The following is a 16,573-nucleotide window of genomic DNA, read 5'->3' on the forward strand; positions in this document are numbered from 1 at the left end:
AATCGTGCCAGTCTAAAACATCACGGGATGAATTTCTGGGGAGGAACTTCAAGACGCGATCGCTTTGTTGTGAATGCAAAGAAAGTTGCACAGTAAGTTATAACTGATAAATTTGATGATCGGTTCCCTAAGGTCTTAGTGAATATACTTATGTCTCGCACTTCTGGAGGCCGGTTCCACCGCTTCGCCGCCTTCTTTCTCTTCACTCTCCACACCACTGTCTACACGTTGCCGAGTAGTGTCCTACTCTGGATGCTACACTCAGGGACTTTTGCTGGTAGAGGGATGAGTCAAGCTTTACCCACCTTACCCAACTCGGTTGCGCCTCCCCTCCCGCCTCCACCTCCTCTCCCTAACACCAACGAGAACATACAATCGCCGGTGGTGATTCCAGCAGCAGCTCCTATCGATCCCACCAGTCCACCACCACCGCTGGGTTATCCACCGCCTCAGCTGTTTGAGGGACAGCCGACCCAGTTTAATAATCGCTACCTGCTGGGAACGGGAGATACGATTTCGGCGTTGGTTGAGCGTTTTCCAGACTTGAGTTTTCAAAGCGTCATTGACGCGGAAGGAAACATCGTGGCACCCCTATTAGGGAAAATATCTGTACTGGGTCTGACTCTGGAAGAAGCCCAGGAAAAAATTCGCTTGGGATTAAACCGCTTTGTCATCGATCCCGCTGTCACTGTAACGCTGGCAGGTCAACGTCCAGCCCAAGTTACTATCAGCGGCGAAGTCGTTAGACCTGGTTTTTACACCCTGGCTCCTGGCGCTCAACTTTCTGCGGCATTGCTAATCGCTGGTGGCAGCACTAATCTCGGAGATCTGCGATCGGTTTTGGTGCGTCGCGCCCGGATCGATGGCTCGACAATTGAGCAACGGGTTGATTTGTTTACGCCGCTGCTAAATGGACAGTCACTCCCCAATCTACGCTTACAAGATGGCGATGCAGTAGTCATCCCGAAGCTAGAAGTTGCCACGGAGCAAAACTACGATCGAGCGCTAGTTTCTCGTTCTACTGTGTCTCAGCAGCAGATCAACATCCGAGTTTTGAGCTACGCTGGTGGGGGAATTGGTAGTATTAGCTTGCCCAACGGTAGTACATTTGTTGATGCTTTAAGCGCGATTGGCCCTAGTCCAGATAATTCTAACCTGCGAAATATCGCCCTGATTCGATTCGATCCCGAACGCGGCAAAGCAGTTACTCAGAAAATAGATGGGAAAGCAGCGCTACTGGGAAACATTGCTCAAAATGTCCCCCTAAGGAACAACGATGTCATTGTGGTGGGTCGTAACTTAGTTGGGAAAATCACTTATGCCTTGAGTACTTTTACTCAACCTTTCCGGGATATTTTGGGATTTCTGCTATTTTTTGACCAACTAAGAGAAAGTGCTACCGATCTGTTTGGTCCGACGACTGATAGTAACAATAACTCCGACTAGAGAAGCTGGTAATAAATGCTGCCTGAAACCAAAAATATCTAAGAAAATAAATGTTAGAAAATATCAAGCCAAAGCAGCAAAATAAGGAAAATATTTAGCGTGAACTTTTGATTTCTACTTGATTTCTACTCCTGATTTCCTCATTAGGCCCTAGGCCCAAATACGACCATGACTCCTCCTATTGTTAAGCGTTATCTGATCGCCCTAGATCAACATAAATGGATTGGATTAGCTGGTTTTACTATCATTGTCGGTGCGTCAGCCGTCATGGGTATACAACCAGCACCAGCTCCTGTTTTCAAGGCCACAGGGGTGCTGGCTTATAACGGGCCGATTGCACCATTTTCAACGACGACGCAAGCGATTCAAAAGCAGGGTCAAGAGCTGAATGAGGATACGCTGCTAGCAGAGAATGTGGTCAAAGCAGCAGCAACGCGCGTGAAAGCAGACACAGCACAAATTGCTAAAAATGCGAAAGTAAAGCTGCCGGAGGAGGACGAACCGAAGGTTATTCAAGTTTCTTACAGCGATAGCGACCCGAAGCGGGCGGGTGCCACCTTGGAAGCGCTAATGCAGGGAATGGTGGAACAGAGCCGTTTGATTAACAGCTCCCGGCTACGGGCGATTATTGACTCTATCAGTGCCCGGTTATCTCCTGCTGAAATGCAACTTAAAGAGGCGCAACAGAGACTAGAGCAGTATATCCGCACAGAGGGACCCGCACTGGTTGCCGCTCAGGATGGGAGGACACTCGGTGCAATTTCTGGCAGCCAAGAACAGCAACGTCAGCTTCAGATGACTTTGGAGGGAATTGACACCCAAATTCGCAGTCTGCAAAACAAGTTGGGTTTGACGGCGGCTGAAGCTTACACGTCTTCTGCCTTGAGTGCTGACCCAATTATTAACAGCTTGCGATCGCAAATTCATCAAACTGAAACCCAGCTGCAAATTCTCAGCCGGGATTTGCGGCAGGAGCATCCTCAAATCATTCAGCTGAAAAAACAGCTAACAGCCTACAACGAACTGCTATCGTCGCGAGCATCGGAGGTGATGGGTGGAGGCGGTGTAGCAGCGCCCTTGCCCCCCAGCCAAATTCGCAGAGACAGCAGCCTTGACCCCACGCGCCAAGGTATGGCAAACACGCTGGTAGCTTTACAAACCCAGCGCGAAACGCTGCAACAGCAACTACAGGCTAGTCGCAAAACCGAGCAGCAACTCCGTGCTGAATATGTAAAAATCCCCAATAAACAGCTGGATCAAGCCCGACTACAACAGCAGGTTCAGCTCAAACAAGGTCTGTACGATAAGATGCAGGTGGCATTAGTAGATGCTAAGGCAGCAGAAGCCGAGACGGTCAGCAGTCTTACCATTGCCCAACCGCCACAAGTTGCCGCTAGCGAGCAGAAGAGCCAAAGCTTACCGATAACGGTAGCAGTAGGAGCTTTGGTCGGGGTATTAGTGGGTGGCGGATTGATTTTCCTGTTAGCGATGCTGGATGGCACGTTCTACACGGTCGAGGAAGTGCGAGCGGCACTACGACAACGGGATGTGCTGGTGCTGGGTGAAGTGCCTTTCGTTGCCCTCCAAGATCCGCAATTGGGCGAAACGCCGGTTCTACTCCAGCAGGATTCTGTTTATCACGAGTATTACGAACGCTTCCGCAGCAATCTGCGGCGAGCCAGCGATCAACCTTTGAAAGTCGTGTTATTGACCAGCACAATTAGCCAAGAGGGTAAGACAGTCAATGCTTATAACCTTGGAATCGCATCGGCTTGTGCTGGCAAGCGCACTCTAGTGATAGAAACTGATTTGCGATCGCCTTCTGAGTCCAAATTCCTGAAAGTCTCTCCCGATCCGGGTGCTAGTCTAGAACCCCTACGGTACTACACTCAGTTAAGTGAGTGTATCCGTTTAGTTCCAGATATTGAGAACCTATACGTGGTGCCTAGTCCCGGCCCGGTACGTAATGCTGCTGCCATTTTAGAATCCAGCGAACTCAGGCGGCTGATCGAAGATGCGCGAGGTCGTTTTGACTTGGTGATTCTCGATACCCCTGCCTTAAGCCGGTGCAACGATGCTCTCCTATTGGAACCCTACGCCGATGGTATCGTGCTGGTGACTCGACCCGGTTTCACCCAGGAGAGTATTTTGGTAGAGGCAGTCGATCAATTGACCGAAGCAGAACTACCACTGGTGGGAGCGCTCATCAATGCGGTAGACACGCCAGTACAGGTTCCCAGCGCGAACAATGAGGACATTGAAGCCGACATAGAAGAAGAAGAATTAGAACCTTCCCCTTCTCGGTCAGAAAAAGTGCCAAATGAGTACATTAAGCGCTAATCATCGCAAATCTGGTTCGGATATCCATCCCAAATGGAAACCGCTAATGACAAAAGGCTAACCGCTCATTGTAGAAAGGTAATGAGCAGTTAGCCATTCGTAAAAAACCAAGCTGTAAAGCGTCTAAAAAAACTAGTTTAGATTCTTGGTTGTAGCACAGGAGAAGAAGTGACTGCTTTTCCTGATTTTCCAAATATGCAGTTCCGCCAAGAACCGCTTGCTAAAAAGTTTGCTGTTCTGGATGATTGTCCGAATTAGAAGAAAACAAACCCAACAGCGGTGCTAAGATTGCCCCGAAAACAAAGCCACCAGCGTGTGCCCAATAGGCAACTCCACCTTGCTCCATACCAATATTCGCAGGCGCATTCAGACTCGCAACACCATAAAAAGCCTGCTGAACAAACCAAAAACCGAGGAAGAAAACAGCAGGAACGCGAATCGTGGTGAAGAAGATCCCCAGAGGAATTAATGTTAGCACTTGTATATTAGGGAATCTGAGAATGTAGGCTCCTAAGACACCCGCGATCGCGCCACTGGCCCCCAAGGAAGGAATGCCAGAGTTCATTGAAAAATACCACTGAGTTAAAGCCGCTAGAATCCCGCAAGTCAGGTAAAAAATTAAGTACCTAACGTGACCCAGCTTGTCTTCAACGTTATTGCCAAAAATCCAGAGGAACAGCATATTACCGGCAAGGTGTAAAAACCCGCCGTGCAAGAATTGCGATGTCACCAGTGTCAGCCACTCCGGTACCGGCTGATTCACGGGTATGCCACTAAAGCTAGCAGATAACTCTCTAGGAACCACAGCGGCAAGGCGAAAAAAACCTTCCAGCTGTTGTGGAGCCAAAGTCAACTCATATATAAAAGCCAAAATATTCGCAGCAATCAGTCCATAAGTGACATACGGAGTGAGGCGTGTAGGATTATCATCACGTAAAGGAACCACAGGCGTCTTTCCTAACTATCCAAGCAAAAGCTGGAAACAACATAACTTAATTTATTCCTAGCTGTCTTTTCACCTCTGGATAGAGATCCAGTATGAGACGCTCTCGGTGAGAAGGTAGAGGCAATAAATAAACCCCTCTAGGGACATTAGAGGGGTTTAATCATGGTGCATGAAGGAATTATTGTCAGACTACCAGCCCTGTGCAGCCTTTTCCATGACATAGGCAGCAACATCCTCAATTTGCTGTTTATTCAGACGTCCTTTGAAGGCTGGCATAGCATTTTTACCATTCATTACCTGGTTGACAATGGCATCCATCGAGTACATCCCATACTTGTCTAGGGCATCCTTCTTTAAAGTTTTATTAGCCATAATCACGTTACCGCCGCCCACATGGCAAGCAGCGCAGTTAGCGCTGAAAATTTTAGCACCACTGACTGTATCAGCTGCATTGGCTGGGCGAGTTAAGGCACCTGTCAACACCGCAATCGTCAACAGTAAAACCGATAACAGTTTCCTCAACTTGATTCTCCTCTTCTTAACAGGTACAGTCATAAAAAAAAGCCTTGCAGAACTATTCTAAGCTTCTTCAAGGCTTTTTCTATCACCAAAGAGGAGAAGAAATCTTAAACCTCAAGGGTGATTATGATTGAATTGCCAGCCTAAAGGAACGATTCTATTAACCCTCGACGGTAATTTTACCAACCATCCCAGCGCCTCTGTGAGGTTGACAATAGTAGGTATAGGTGCCTGGTGGTGTGTCAGCGGGGAAAGTCGTTTCGTAGGATTCTCCTGGAGAGTTTAGCAACTTGGTGTGAGACAGATCTTTAGCCAGCGCTTTATCTCCGTTTGGCACTCCCTTATCATCAAAAACAGCATTATGGGGAGCTAGTTTATTATTGACAAATTTTACTGTGTCACCCGGCTTGATTGTGAGTTTAGCCGGTTCAAACTTCAACATCCCGGCATCTGTGCCCATTTTAATCGTATAGGTTTCTGCTGATGCAGGAGAAGCTGACAACACAAAGCTAGAGACTACTAGCAGAATTGTGCAAATTAGTAAACCTAAGCTTCGTGGAATTGCCATTCTCAATCTCATCGTTTCCTCCCAAAATTGTCAATTAATTTTGTTTAGTAATATTTTAGCTTTAACGCTTACATTCTGTAGAAGATTAAAACATTTTTGCTTTCTATCAATCGGAGGCATTGGCAGATGCATCCTGAACCGGCACGAAGATCAGAAATCATTTGTACCCCATCCCGGTGCTACCTGCGCGGCTCTTAGAACAAAGGCTGCTATCGTTTCCACCTCCTGTCGCGGCATCCAACTTTCCGGTACTTGACGACACCAAAAGCTTTCTTCGCTCCCGTCGTAGGTCATCGGCTGTCGAAGGAAAGCCACAATGCTGTTGATGGTGTCGCGGGGTGGAGTGGCACCAGTCAAGTCCTTCAGAGACAAGGATACAGCGGGGTTAGGCAAGGTCGCACCGCCGACATGACAATTTAGACAGTGTTGTTCAAATAACTGCTTGCCTGCTGAGAAATCTTCCACAGAGAATTGGCGGGTCTGACCTTGCCCATCTAAATCTAAAGAAATGGGTTCAGTAACTCGCAGGTACTGCCGAATGTAGGAGGTTGCGGCTTGAGCCGGTAAACTGACCATCCAGACGCCCAAGCAGATGCCAAAAATCAAAAATAAACGGCGAAGTGAGAAGAATTGACGCAGCATTGACCGTGTTACAGATTGACAAAATGTAAAAATTATGAGTTATGAATGCATTCAAAATTCATAACTCATAACTCATAATTTTACTTAGCGCACGGCTTTACCGCCTCCCCACTGTTCGCCGAGGATTTTCGGCTGTAGAAGGATATGACCGCCGATCTTAAACAGGTCATCATCTGTGAGATTTCTCATCACCGTATAAATATCGGAACTCTCTATGCTGGGGTGTACTTCAGAGATTGCAGTTTCCCCATCGTAGGTCGTGGGATGATGCATGTAATCCACCAGAGCGGCAATGTTGTCGCGCGGTGGGGTTGCCCCAGCCAAATCGTCCGGACCTAGACCGACGTTAAAATCAGTCTTGGTAACGCCCCCAGCATGGCACGAAGCGCAGGCATAGTTAAATAGGCGTTTGCCTTCGGCGACTTGTTTTAGGTTTAATGTCACCTGCTGTCCTCGATCGTTTAATTTTACAGTGCGAACTTCGTCAGTTAGTTCGACTGCCATTACCTGAGTGACAAGCAATCCGAAGGTGAAAATTACAGTGGCTAAAGCCAGACTTATGTATCGCTTAAGCATGGTTCTCCTTAAGAAATTTGGTGCGAGTTTTTGATCCACAACACAGCTGGACTCAATCTTAGTAAGCCGACCCCTAAGTTGCAGGCTTCTCAACCAATCATCTGGACAAAAAGAAGCAAGCCGATTGCCAAAAAGGAAAATCGACTGTTGGGACTCAGGATAGTTGGTCGGGATTAATTTTACCCTCCGTCCGTGCCCGATCCCTGCTTTTGAGACAGAATCTTAGAAATGATGGCCTTGGCATCCTCCAGAGCCAGACGGCTCTGTTGGGTTTTATAGGCGATTCCCAATTGTTCGCACAGCTTGAAAACCTCCTCTACTGGGAGGTTATAGTCTGCTGCGATTTCGGCAATGGACAGGTCTGCAAAACCCATGATGATTGAGAGAGATTGAACCGCTCTAATATCAATATCATCCCACTCTTGCGGTCGCTTTCCCTTCCCTGTCTAGTTGCTTGGGATCAATCTAGAAACTGGACGCTCGGAGTCGATCGTTTCTGACAGGGGAACGGGGGGCGGTGCAGGGGGGAGAAATTGGTGTAGGCGAATGAGCTGGGCTAAGGTTTTCTTTAACTGAGTGCGGGGTACAATGGCGTCTACAAAACCGTGCTGGAGCAAATACTCAGAAGTTTGAAAATCATCGGGGAGCTTTTCTCGCAAGGTTTGTTCGATCACGCGACGCCCTGCAAAGCCAATTGTGGCTTTTGGCTCTGCGAGAATGATGTCTCCCAACATGGCAAAAGAAGCCGTGACGCCGCCCGTTGTAGGGTGAGTGAGAACCGGAATATACAGCAGTCTGGCTTCTTGATGACGCTCCAAGGCTCCGGAGATTTTCGCCATTTGCATCAGACTTAGCATTCCCTCTTGCATCCTGGCACCGCCGGAGGCACAGACAACTACGACCGGCTTTCTTTCCCAAGTAGCTCGTTCAATCAGGCGGGTAATTTTTTCTCCGACGACAGAACCCATGCTACCGCCCATGAAGCGGAAGTCCATGACACCGAGGGCGACAGGCAAGTTTTCCAATTGCCCCATTCCTGTCTGCACGGCGTCCACCAAGCCAGTTTTGTCTTGAGTTTCTCGCAAGCGATCGCAATATTGTTTGCGATCGCGGAACTTCAACGGATCGGTGGGAAACACCTGTTCATCCAACGGCATCCAGGTATTGGCATCGATCAGCTGGCGGATGCGTTCATCGCTGAACACCCGGTTGTGATGGTTGCACTCCAGGCAAACCATATTGTTTGAGCGGAGGTCTTTGGTATAAGCAAGGACACTACATGCCTCGCACTTTGTCCACAGCCCATCCGCAATCTCACGCTCTTGCCGCTGTTCACTAATTGGCTCTGATTTTCGTCGATTTGCAAACCAATCAAATAGAGACATGAAAACGGTTAATTCCTCTTATTAAAATGATTTTCCTACGCTTTAAGCTTGCTCTTCCTGAATCGGACTCAATAATAGCAGAGCGGCCCACCGATCCTGCGATCGCACCTGTAAGGCAGTAGGACTCCCCGCACCAAAATAAGGTGCCACACCGAGGTCGAGAATCCGACTAGGAATTTGATGAGCCGCTAGCATTTGCTGCATTAATTCAGCTTCCCAGCGAGCGCAATTTGTTTTTAGGGTAATCCAAGACACTGGAATATCTTACAATACGGCAGTATTGCGGTAAATCAGGGCAGGGGGAATGCGTTAATTGAGGGGGAAAAAGAGTTGCAGGTAAGCAGACCAAATCGCCTCACCCCAAAAAGCTGCCAAAAGCGCTCCCAGTGCTAGGAAGGGACCAAACGGCATGGGGCGGTGCCGGTCAAGCCAGCCAAGCGCGATCGCTCCCCCACCGGCAAAGGCTCCCACTACACAAGCCAAAAACCCAGCCAGTAGCAAATTCTTCCAGCCCAACCAGGCTCCCATCATTGCCGCCAGTTTAGCATCTCCTCCACCCATTGCCGCTCGTCCCAAAGCGATCGCTCCCGCAAAAGCAATGATGTCAAACAACCAAATTCCGACTACACCACCCACAATGCCTGACATCAAATGATTTGCACTTTCCGCCCAACTTGCTGCTGGCAGAAAACCTGCGATCCCCTGAAACACTAAACCCAAAATTAAGCCGGTTTGAGTAAGTGGATTGGGCAATGTCATTGTGTCTAAATCGATTAGGGATAATGTTAAAAGCCAGCTAAAAAAAGCCCAATATCCTAGCGTTTGCACCGAAATGCCAAACGTCAAGAAAACTAGCAAAAACAGCATCCCTGTTGACGCTTCTACCAGTGGATAGCGTATGGAAATCTTGCTTCTACAGTGGCGACAGCGCCCTCGTAACCGCAGCCAACCGACAATTGGGACATTTTCACCTTTACCCAGTCGATGCAGACATTGCGGGCAACGAGAAGGGGGCCAAAGAATCGATAAACCTGCTGGCAATCGATAAACTACCACATTGAGAAAACTGCCAATTGAGGCACCCAATGCGAAGACAATCGCAGCAGCAGGCAACGCCATCAAATCATCCATAGCAATTAGTTATCAGTCACGGGTCATGAGTCATGGGTCATGAGTCATGGGTCATGGGTCATGACTAAGGACAATTTAGACTAATCACTAATATATTTCCGACTCAATTTGACTAAAAGGCACAAAACATTCTTGCGGCAACAGAATCGGTTTGCCTGCAAAAATCAGCTTGCCCCGATAGGTATACCGATCGATTGCCACCCCTAGAGGGCGCTGCATACGGTCTGGATGGACTTCCGAGTAAGTCCGATAGATTTGTCGAGCTGCTCTGACGATGCTGGGGTCTAGCAACACGGGGATATCTATCCTTTCCGTCCGATTTTCTAACCGTTGCTGTGAAGCGTAAACCACTCATCTACCCCTGTTATTTGAGCTAGTCTATAATCTACCAGTGCAATTACTGCAATAGGTATACCAATTTTTGTTGCAGTTGAGGATGAAATTTTCTTAAGGCTTTTCTAGTGCTTGGATTAATGCATTGCCCATTGCACTGCACCCTAAAAGATTCATCCCCTCAGACATAATGTCACCCGTGCGATCGCCGCGCTCCAGAACTTGCATCACCGCTTGCTCAATTCTGTCGGCAGCAGCAGGCTGATCTAAGCCGTAGCGCAGCATCATCGCTGCACTCAGAACCTGCGCCAGCGGATTTGCTTTATCTTGCCCAGCGATATCGGGGGCAGAACCGTGGACGGGTTCAAAGACACCGGGGCCAGATGCACCTAAACTGGCAGAAGGTAACATTCCAATACTGCCAGTAAGCATAGCGGCAGCATCAGACAGGATATCACCAAATAGATTACCTGTCACAATTGTGTCGAATTGTTTAGGCCAGCGAAGAAGTTGCATAGCAGCGGCGTCTACATAGAGGTGAGACAATTCCACATCTGGATATTCTTTAGAGAGCGCAGTTATGCGCTCGCGCCACAACTGCGATACTTCCAGCACATTTGATTTATCCACCGAACATAGCTTTCCACTACGTTTTTGCGCTGTCTCAAAGGCTACTTGCCCAATCCGGTCAATCTCTGATTCCGTATAAGCCATTGTATTGACGCCGCGCTTCTCGCCTGTTTCCGTAGCAAAAACTCCTCTCGGTTCCCCAAAGTAGATACCACCAGTCAATTCGCGCACCACCATGATATCAACGCCCTCGACCACTTCCCGTTTCAAGGACGAAGCATCCACTAACTGGGGTAATATTTTGGCGGGACGCAAATTGGCGAATAAGCCAAGACCAGCCCTGAGTCCTAGCAAACCCGTTTCCGGGCGTTGATGGCGAGGGAGGTTATCCCACTTATAACCGCCAATAGCAGCGAGTAAAACAGCATCGCTATTGCGGCATGTTTCCAACGTTTGGGCGGGTAGCGGTTCTCCCGTAGCGTCAATCGCCGCACCCCCCACAAGGGCTTCTTGAAATTCAAACTGAATCTCAAATTGTTTCCCGACAAGTTTCAACACGTCTACCGCTACTGCCATAATTTCAGGGCCAATGCCATCGCCGGGAAGTAGGGTAATACGGTAGTTCTGCTGTGTCATAGGTTGTTCAAAACTCTTGCGAGTTATTAATCATACAGGGGAAATGTACCTGAAAAACGTTCAGATTCAGTTACAATCTGCCCAGCTAGAGCTAAAGCCCAGCTAGACCTAAATAGGTGTGGGAATACCAGCAATTCCTCTGATTGCTAACTTTCTGCCAAAAAAGAAGGCGGTGAGGGCAGCCAGGAGCGGAATGTCTGAGAAGTTGGTTATAACACCATTCATAATGTAATGGGCAAAGCATTCAGTCAATGCTGCTAACAAGGAGAAATTGCCGCTCGAATCCTTCGTCTCTATAAAATGTCAATACTATTTTTCAGCATTTTATCAGCTCGATATCGGATAATTTATGTGCCATTGTCGAAGTTGATTTAGGACTCGTGTCTTTTACTAACTGGCTTTTGAACCTCTTTTAAATTTATTAAATAGTTGCAAGTAAGAAAGTTCAAGATGAAAGAATAAAATATCTAAGGCTGATTCGCAAGCAAATTTATTAAATATTTTTTCAATAAATGATGTAATGTATTGGAGTTGTGAATGTCCAAAAAAACAGTAAACTTTATTAAATAAAATTAATTAAAATGCTTGCAGAGAATTATTAAAGATTACAGGCGTGCTATTTGAGGATTGGAAGAACAGAGCATCCGAATATTAACGAACGGCATTGACACAGAGCCAAAAGTGCGATCGCTCTTGTAAGAGCCTTCTATGCTTGAAGGTGCTAGCTGAACCAAATAGTAAAATGTCTGATCCCCCTGAAAGTATCCTAATTGGGACAAATTAAGGAATTACAAGGCTAATCGGTTCTGCAATCTTGTTTAAATTTCAGAAACGCTCGTGGCAAATGCTGTAGGTAAAGGCTACGCTAGCACTCAAGCAAGCCATCTTACAGTCAACCCTCAGCAGCTATGGCAAAAGAACTGGCAATTCAAACTTGTGGACTCACCAAGCAATTCGATCGACATATTGCAGTTAATGATATTGATTTACAGGTAAAAGCTGGTGAAGTCTATGGACTAATTGGACCGAATGGAGCCGGTAAAACAACTTTGCTGCGGATGTTGGCGGCGGCTGAAGAGCCAACGACAGGTGAAATTTATATTAATGGCGATCGCCTGCAACGCGATCACAGCAACCCTACCCTGAAGCGGCGACTCGGCTATCTACCTGATGACTTCCCCCTGTACGACGATTTGACAGTCTGGGACTACCTAGACTATTTTGGGCGTCTCTACCGCTTGCGAGAACCACACCGCAGCCAGCGCCTGCGGGAAGTTTTAGAACTGGTGCAGCTAACGGGTAAGCGCAATAGCATGATTGCCACTCTCTCGCGGGGGATGAAACAGCGCCTAAGTCTGGCGCGGACAATTATTCACGAACCGATTTTGCTGCTGTTGGATGAACCCGTTTCCGGATTAGATCCTCTTGCCAGGATGCAGTTTCGGGAAATCATCAAAGTATTGCAGGAAGCCGGGATGACGATTGTCATTTCGTCACACGTCCTTAGCGACTTAGAGGAACTTTGCACCTCAGTAGGCATCATGGAACTCGGCTTTCTCGTAGAAAGTTCGCCACTCAAGGAACTTCGCCGCCGCCTCAGCCGCCAGCAAATTTTCTTGTCTACGTTGGGTAAGCTAGAGTCACTTGTATCAAAGCTGAGAAACCATCCTTTAGTCGAAGAGTTGGAGGTGATGGCGGGACAAGAGCGAGTGCGCCTTTACTTTTCTGGGGGTCAGGAAGATTGTGCTAAGTTGTTGCGATCGCTTGTTGAATCTGACATCCCTCTGACCGAATTTCATTGCACTCAGGAAGACTTGGAAACCATTTTCCTGAAGCTGGGACACCAGCAAGCATCATAAGACAAGATTGAGGACTGAGGGCTGAGGACTGAAGGCTTTGGACTGAGTTATTAACAATGCTTACTCTTCACTCAGCACTGAATTTAATTCTGGAGATTTTTTAGTGATGAAAATTAATTGGAGCGACCGGCTGGGAGATTGGAATCCCCAGCTGTTACGAGAAATTAAAGGGCGTCTTAAACCCCGAAATGTATTAATTGCAGTAGCGATCGCGCTGATGGGTCAAATGCTACTGCTGATGAGTTTCGCGACTCAACTGCCGGTTGATACGGGTACGGGCGATATCTACAGTAGATATTGCCTAGACTATCGCCCTGGTTATGGGCAGAAATGCCTTCTAGACCCCCTTGGCAATATTGTTATTAACTGGCAATTGTGGTGGCTAGATGTGTTCGTCTGGCTGAGTGTTATTGGCTTCCTGACCGTCTTGGTGGCTGGCACCTATATGCTAATTAGCGACCTATCGCGGGAAGAAAATCGCGGCACGCTGAATTTCATTCGCCTCAGCCCCCAGTCAACAACCAGTATTTTCAGCGGCAAGCTGCTGGGAGTGCCGATTTTACTTTATCTCCTAGCCGGTCTGGCGATTCCTTTGCATTTGTTTGCGGGTCTGTCGGCTGAAATTCCTTTAGTCCTCATTCTGGGCTTTTATGGTGTCGTGGTTGCCAGCGCCGCTTGCATCTACAGCGCCGCCTTACTTTATGGATTGGTCGCTGGTGGACTCGGTGGATTTCAGTCTTGGATTGGCAGTGGCATCGTGCTGATGTTTCTGACCCTCATGACTGGCTTGAGCCTTAACAGCAGCACAATCATCCATAATTCCCCCCTAGATTGGCTGCATCTATTTTCTCCTTCAATTGTGCTGGCATACCTCATTAATGCCAGTTCTCAAGGAAGTGCCTATTCAACGTCAATGGGAATGGCGCAACTGGAAGCCTGGAAATGGTTTTACTTACCTCTAGGTACCAGCATCTGGAATGTCATCGGCTTTAGCGTGCTGAACTATGCGGTGGGAACTTTATGGTTTTGGCAAGGGATGAAGCGTTGCTTTCACAATCCCAGTACGACTCTCCTCAGCAAACGGCAGAGTTATATAATGACGGCTTGCTTTGAAGTGGCTGTTCTGGGATTTGCTCTAACCTTACCCAAATGGCGCGCAGATAATCCAGAATCTATACCAGGCGGACTGTTTGATAATTTTGGTGGTTTGCTGTTGTTAAATTTGCCGCTGTTCTTGTGTCTGATGGCAGCGTTGTCGCCGCACCGCCAAGTTTTGCAGGATTGGGCGCGTTACCGACGGGAGAAAACATCTTCTCGCGTGAAAAACTTGGTGCAGGATTTGGTTTGGGGGGAAAAAAGCCCCTCAGTGGTAGCAGTGGCACTGAATTTACTGATTGCTTCAACTATCATGGTGCCTTGGATACTCCTTTGGCCTGCAAGTGCGTATAAAGCATCAGCGCTGGCGACCCTCCTGCTGAGTGTCAATTTAATCTTGATTTACACAGGCGTCGCTCAGCTAGTGCTGTTCATGAAGACACCGAAGCGATCGCTCTGGGCAGCGAGTACAGTGGCTGGATTGATTATATTGCCGCCGATTGTGTTCGGCTTACTATCAATCTCTCCCGCTAAAATCCCTGGCGTATGGCTGTTTTCCGTCTTCGCCTGGGGTGCTGTAAAAGATGCTGCTGCGACTAGCCTGGGTCTGGCAGTGCTGGGTCAGTGGCTAATGTTCAGCTTGTTGAGTATTCAGACAGCGCGACAGTTGCGACAGGCGGGTGAGTCTGCGTCGAAATCGCTGATGTCCAATCGTCCCTCTTTACCCGCTAACGGCTTGTAGAGAAGCGATCGCTCGAATCGAATTCTCGGACACAAACAAACGAATCTAGAAAAACCCGTTTTCTGCCTCGAAAACGGGTTTCTTCTCAAAACTTGCGATCAAGGAAAACAGAGATGAACCTACTTTGGATGGAGCGATTGGGCGATTGGAACCCTCAGTTTCTGCGCGAACTCAAAGGACAACTGAAAACTCGCAAGTTAGCGATCGCTATCGGTGTCTCTTTGATTAGTCAGTTTTTACTGGTCTTATATTTTTACGAACAACTAAATCTTGATGGAACCTACAGCAGCTTTTGTGTAAGAACCAGTAACTACAACTGCCGGTTGGATGCTGCCGGTGAGATTGTCATTGACTGGCAGCAGTGGTGGCAAACCCTATTCAGCATTTTGAATTGGACTTTGCCTCTTATCTTATTACTCGCTGGGGTCTATATGATTCTCAGCGACCTTGGTAAAGAAGAGCGTCGAGGCACCCTGAATTTCATTCGATTGAGTCCCCAATCAAGTCAAAGCATTTTGACGGGGAAAATCCTGGGAGTGCCTATTTTACTTTATCTGGGTGTGGCCCTAGCACTACCATTGCATTGCTGGTCTGCGATTAGTGCCGGTGTACCTTTTTACTTTCTGGTGAGTTTTTATTTGCTCTCAGGTGCTAGTTACTATTTCTTCTATAGCGCTGCCTTACTTTATGGATTTTTGAGCGAATTTCAAGCTTCGTCAGCCAGTTTTTTAACCTTTGTATTTGCTTTGCCTTGGCTAAATGTAATTAATTGGTCTGTGTCCCTGGTTACACAGGCCAATTATGATTGGAGCGATTCAGTACTATACTATTGGCAATGGTTTTATATACCGCTCGGTAGTAACTTTTTGTTAGCTGAGACCTTTGCAATTCTAACTTTTAGTTTGTGGACTTACTGGATTTGGCAAGCCTTAAATCGGCGTTTTGCTAATGCCAACGCCACGCTTATCAGCAAAAAACAAAGTTACTGGATGGTCGCTTATTTTGAATTCCTGCTTCTAGGTTTTTGTCTACAAAAGAACCACTTAAATCCGGCACAATTTGCTGAATCTGGATTTCTGTGGGGATTGTTGGTCTTTATGGAAACCGTAAATCTGCTATGGTTCTTGGGTTTAATTGCAGGTTTATCCCCTCACCGTCAGGCATTACAGGATTGGGCGCGTTACCGCCGCGAAAAGGTTTCTAACCGTAAAAGTTTTTGGAAAAGCGACTTAATGCAGGATTTGCTGTGGGGTGAAAAAAGCCCATCACTGGTGGCAGTAGCAGTAAATTTGGGCATTAAAACCGTAATTTGGGGTGCTTGGATTCTGTTTTGGCCTCAAAACAGTGGCAAGATTTCAGCTATTTTAGGTTTGATCTTGAGCCTAAACTGGATCTTGATATTGGCGGGTATCGCTCAGATGCTGCTATTTATGAAAACAGCAAAGCGATCGCTCTGGGCTGGCATAACTGTAATAGCCTTGATTGCATTTCCCCCAATCTTTTTCAGCGTGCTGTCGATGCCATTTTATCAAAGCTCTGGTGTGTGGCTGCTTACCGCCTTTCCGTGGATAGGGGTAAAAGAAGCCTCCACAATTCCCATTTTTCTGACAATCTTGGGACAGTGGAGCGTTACGACATTGTTAAGCTTACAATTGACGCGGCAGATGCGATTAGCAGGCGCATCTTCCTCCAAAGCAATCTTTGCCAATCGTCCATCAGCACCCGCCCGCTAGAACACTTCAGAGTGGGAGAAATATCGCGACTGCTTCTCCCTCTCTTCCCGCT

General features: G+C 47.5%; 16 protein-coding genes. 5 read left to right on the forward strand and 11 right to left on the reverse strand.

What is annotated here, in order from left to right; translation table 11 throughout:
• The first annotated feature begins 150 nt into the window (after window positions 1-150).
• Together NDI44_RS24835 and NDI44_RS24840 are read left to right on the forward strand one after the other, a co-directional pair.
• Window positions 151-1,446 carry a polysaccharide biosynthesis/export family protein gene (locus NDI44_RS24835; protein WP_242037123.1) on the forward strand — a complete coding sequence of 432 codons (1,296 nt, stop codon included), beginning with the start codon at window positions 151-153 and terminating at the stop codon, window positions 1,444-1,446.
• Window positions 1,447-1,614: 168 nt separating this feature from the next.
• Window positions 1,615-3,786, forward strand: a complete 2,172-nt coding sequence (locus NDI44_RS24840; RefSeq protein WP_190414279.1) for a tyrosine-protein kinase domain-containing protein — start codon at window positions 1,615-1,617, stop codon at window positions 3,784-3,786.
• A 220-nt stretch (window positions 3,787-4,006) separates the two neighbouring features.
• Here NDI44_RS24840 and NDI44_RS24845 read toward each other — a convergent pair whose 3' ends face one another.
• The 11 genes from NDI44_RS24845 to leuB all read right to left on the reverse strand — a co-directional run bounded on the left by NDI44_RS24845 (window position 4,007) and on the right by leuB (window position 11,092).
• Window positions 4,007-4,732, reverse strand: coding sequence for a rhomboid family intramembrane serine protease (locus NDI44_RS24845; RefSeq protein WP_190414281.1), 726 nt, complete (start codon window positions 4,730-4,732; stop codon window positions 4,007-4,009).
• A 189-nt stretch (window positions 4,733-4,921) separates the two neighbouring features.
• A complete protein-coding gene (gene petJ / locus NDI44_RS24850) occupies window positions 4,922-5,254 on the reverse strand; it encodes a cytochrome c6 PetJ (RefSeq protein ID WP_190414283.1) in 333 nt (110 codons plus the stop codon).
• Window positions 5,255-5,411: 157 nt separating this feature from the next.
• Entirely contained in the window at window positions 5,412-5,831 is a 420-nt protein-coding gene (gene petE, locus NDI44_RS24855; protein WP_190414285.1) for a plastocyanin, read from the reverse strand.
• 138 nt (window positions 5,832-5,969) lie between these two features.
• Window positions 5,970-6,461 (reverse strand): photosystem II cytochrome PsbV2, encoded by a 492-nt coding sequence (psbV2, locus tag NDI44_RS24860; protein ID WP_190414287.1) that lies wholly within the window; start codon window positions 6,459-6,461, stop codon window positions 5,970-5,972.
• Window positions 6,462-6,545: 84 nt separating this feature from the next.
• Window positions 6,546-7,037 carry a photosystem II cytochrome c-550 gene (gene psbV / locus NDI44_RS24865; protein ID WP_190414289.1) on the reverse strand — a complete coding sequence of 164 codons (492 nt, stop codon included), beginning with the start codon at window positions 7,035-7,037 and terminating at the stop codon, window positions 6,546-6,548.
• A gap of 179 nt (window positions 7,038-7,216) precedes the next feature.
• Window positions 7,217-7,411, reverse strand: a complete 195-nt coding sequence (locus NDI44_RS24870) for a translation initiation factor IF-2 N-terminal domain-containing protein (protein WP_190414291.1) — start codon at window positions 7,409-7,411, stop codon at window positions 7,217-7,219.
• A gap of 72 nt (window positions 7,412-7,483) precedes the next feature.
• Window positions 7,484-8,422 (reverse strand): acetyl-CoA carboxylase, carboxyltransferase subunit beta, encoded by a 939-nt coding sequence (gene accD, locus NDI44_RS24875; RefSeq protein WP_190414293.1) that lies wholly within the window; start codon window positions 8,420-8,422, stop codon window positions 7,484-7,486.
• Between the two features lie 42 nt (window positions 8,423-8,464).
• A complete protein-coding gene (locus NDI44_RS24880; protein ID WP_190414294.1) occupies window positions 8,465-8,677 on the reverse strand; it encodes a hypothetical protein in 213 nt (70 codons plus the stop codon).
• 54 nt (window positions 8,678-8,731) lie between these two features.
• Window positions 8,732-9,553, reverse strand: a complete 822-nt coding sequence (locus NDI44_RS24885) for an A24 family peptidase (RefSeq protein WP_190414296.1) — start codon at window positions 9,551-9,553, stop codon at window positions 8,732-8,734.
• A gap of 87 nt (window positions 9,554-9,640) precedes the next feature.
• Entirely contained in the window at window positions 9,641-9,904 is a 264-nt protein-coding gene (locus NDI44_RS24890; RefSeq protein WP_190414298.1) for a hypothetical protein, read from the reverse strand.
• A gap of 96 nt (window positions 9,905-10,000) precedes the next feature.
• Entirely contained in the window at window positions 10,001-11,092 is a 1,092-nt protein-coding gene (gene leuB, locus NDI44_RS24895; RefSeq protein ID WP_190414299.1) for a 3-isopropylmalate dehydrogenase, read from the reverse strand.
• A gap of 908 nt (window positions 11,093-12,000) precedes the next feature.
• Between leuB and NDI44_RS24900 the strand changes: the two genes are divergently transcribed.
• The 3 genes from NDI44_RS24900 (at window position 12,001) to NDI44_RS24910 (ending at window position 16,521) form a co-directional block, all read left to right on the forward strand.
• Complete coding sequence (locus NDI44_RS24900) at window positions 12,001-12,951, forward strand: ABC transporter ATP-binding protein (protein WP_190414301.1); 951 nt, start codon at window positions 12,001-12,003, stop codon at window positions 12,949-12,951.
• A gap of 106 nt (window positions 12,952-13,057) precedes the next feature.
• A complete protein-coding gene (locus tag NDI44_RS24905; RefSeq protein WP_190414303.1) occupies window positions 13,058-14,788 on the forward strand; it encodes an ABC transporter permease in 1,731 nt (576 codons plus the stop codon).
• Between the two features lie 113 nt (window positions 14,789-14,901).
• Window positions 14,902-16,521 (forward strand): hypothetical protein, encoded by a 1,620-nt coding sequence (locus NDI44_RS24910; RefSeq protein WP_190414305.1) that lies wholly within the window; start codon window positions 14,902-14,904, stop codon window positions 16,519-16,521.
• The last annotated feature ends 52 nt before the right edge of the window (window positions 16,522-16,573 follow it).

It is taken from the genome of Trichocoleus sp. DQ-A3 (genome assembly GCF_039961975.1).
Taxonomy (GTDB): domain Bacteria; phylum Cyanobacteriota; class Cyanobacteriia; order Cyanobacteriales; family FACHB-T130; genus FACHB-T130.

Excerpts from the sequence above, each read along its gene's own strand:
- NDI44_RS24870 (WP_190414291.1), bottom strand. The coding sequence starts at position 7,411 with ATGGGTTTTGCAGACCTGTCCATTGCCGAAATCGCAGCAGACTATAAC.
- NDI44_RS24900 (WP_190414301.1), top strand. The coding sequence starts at position 12,001 with ATGGCAAAAGAACTGGCAATTCAAACTTGTGGACTCACCAAGCAATTC.
- NDI44_RS24835 (WP_242037123.1), top strand. The coding sequence starts at position 151 with ATGTCTCGCACTTCTGGAGGCCGGTTCCACCGCTTCGCCGCCTTCTTT.
- accD (WP_190414293.1), bottom strand. The coding sequence starts at position 8,422 with ATGTCTCTATTTGATTGGTTTGCAAATCGACGAAAATCAGAGCCAATT.
- leuB (WP_190414299.1), bottom strand. The coding sequence starts at position 11,092 with ATGACACAGCAGAACTACCGTATTACCCTACTTCCCGGCGATGGCATT.
- petE (WP_190414285.1), bottom strand. The coding sequence starts at position 5,831 with ATGAGATTGAGAATGGCAATTCCACGAAGCTTAGGTTTACTAATTTGC.
- NDI44_RS24905 (WP_190414303.1), top strand. The coding sequence starts at position 13,058 with ATGAAAATTAATTGGAGCGACCGGCTGGGAGATTGGAATCCCCAGCTG.
- NDI44_RS24910 (WP_190414305.1), top strand. The coding sequence starts at position 14,902 with ATGAACCTACTTTGGATGGAGCGATTGGGCGATTGGAACCCTCAGTTT.
- psbV2 (WP_190414287.1), bottom strand. The coding sequence starts at position 6,461 with ATGCTGCGTCAATTCTTCTCACTTCGCCGTTTATTTTTGATTTTTGGC.
- NDI44_RS24885 (WP_190414296.1), bottom strand. The coding sequence starts at position 9,553 with ATGGATGATTTGATGGCGTTGCCTGCTGCTGCGATTGTCTTCGCATTG.
- NDI44_RS24840 (WP_190414279.1), top strand. The coding sequence starts at position 1,615 with ATGACTCCTCCTATTGTTAAGCGTTATCTGATCGCCCTAGATCAACAT.
- psbV (WP_190414289.1), bottom strand. The coding sequence starts at position 7,037 with ATGCTTAAGCGATACATAAGTCTGGCTTTAGCCACTGTAATTTTCACC.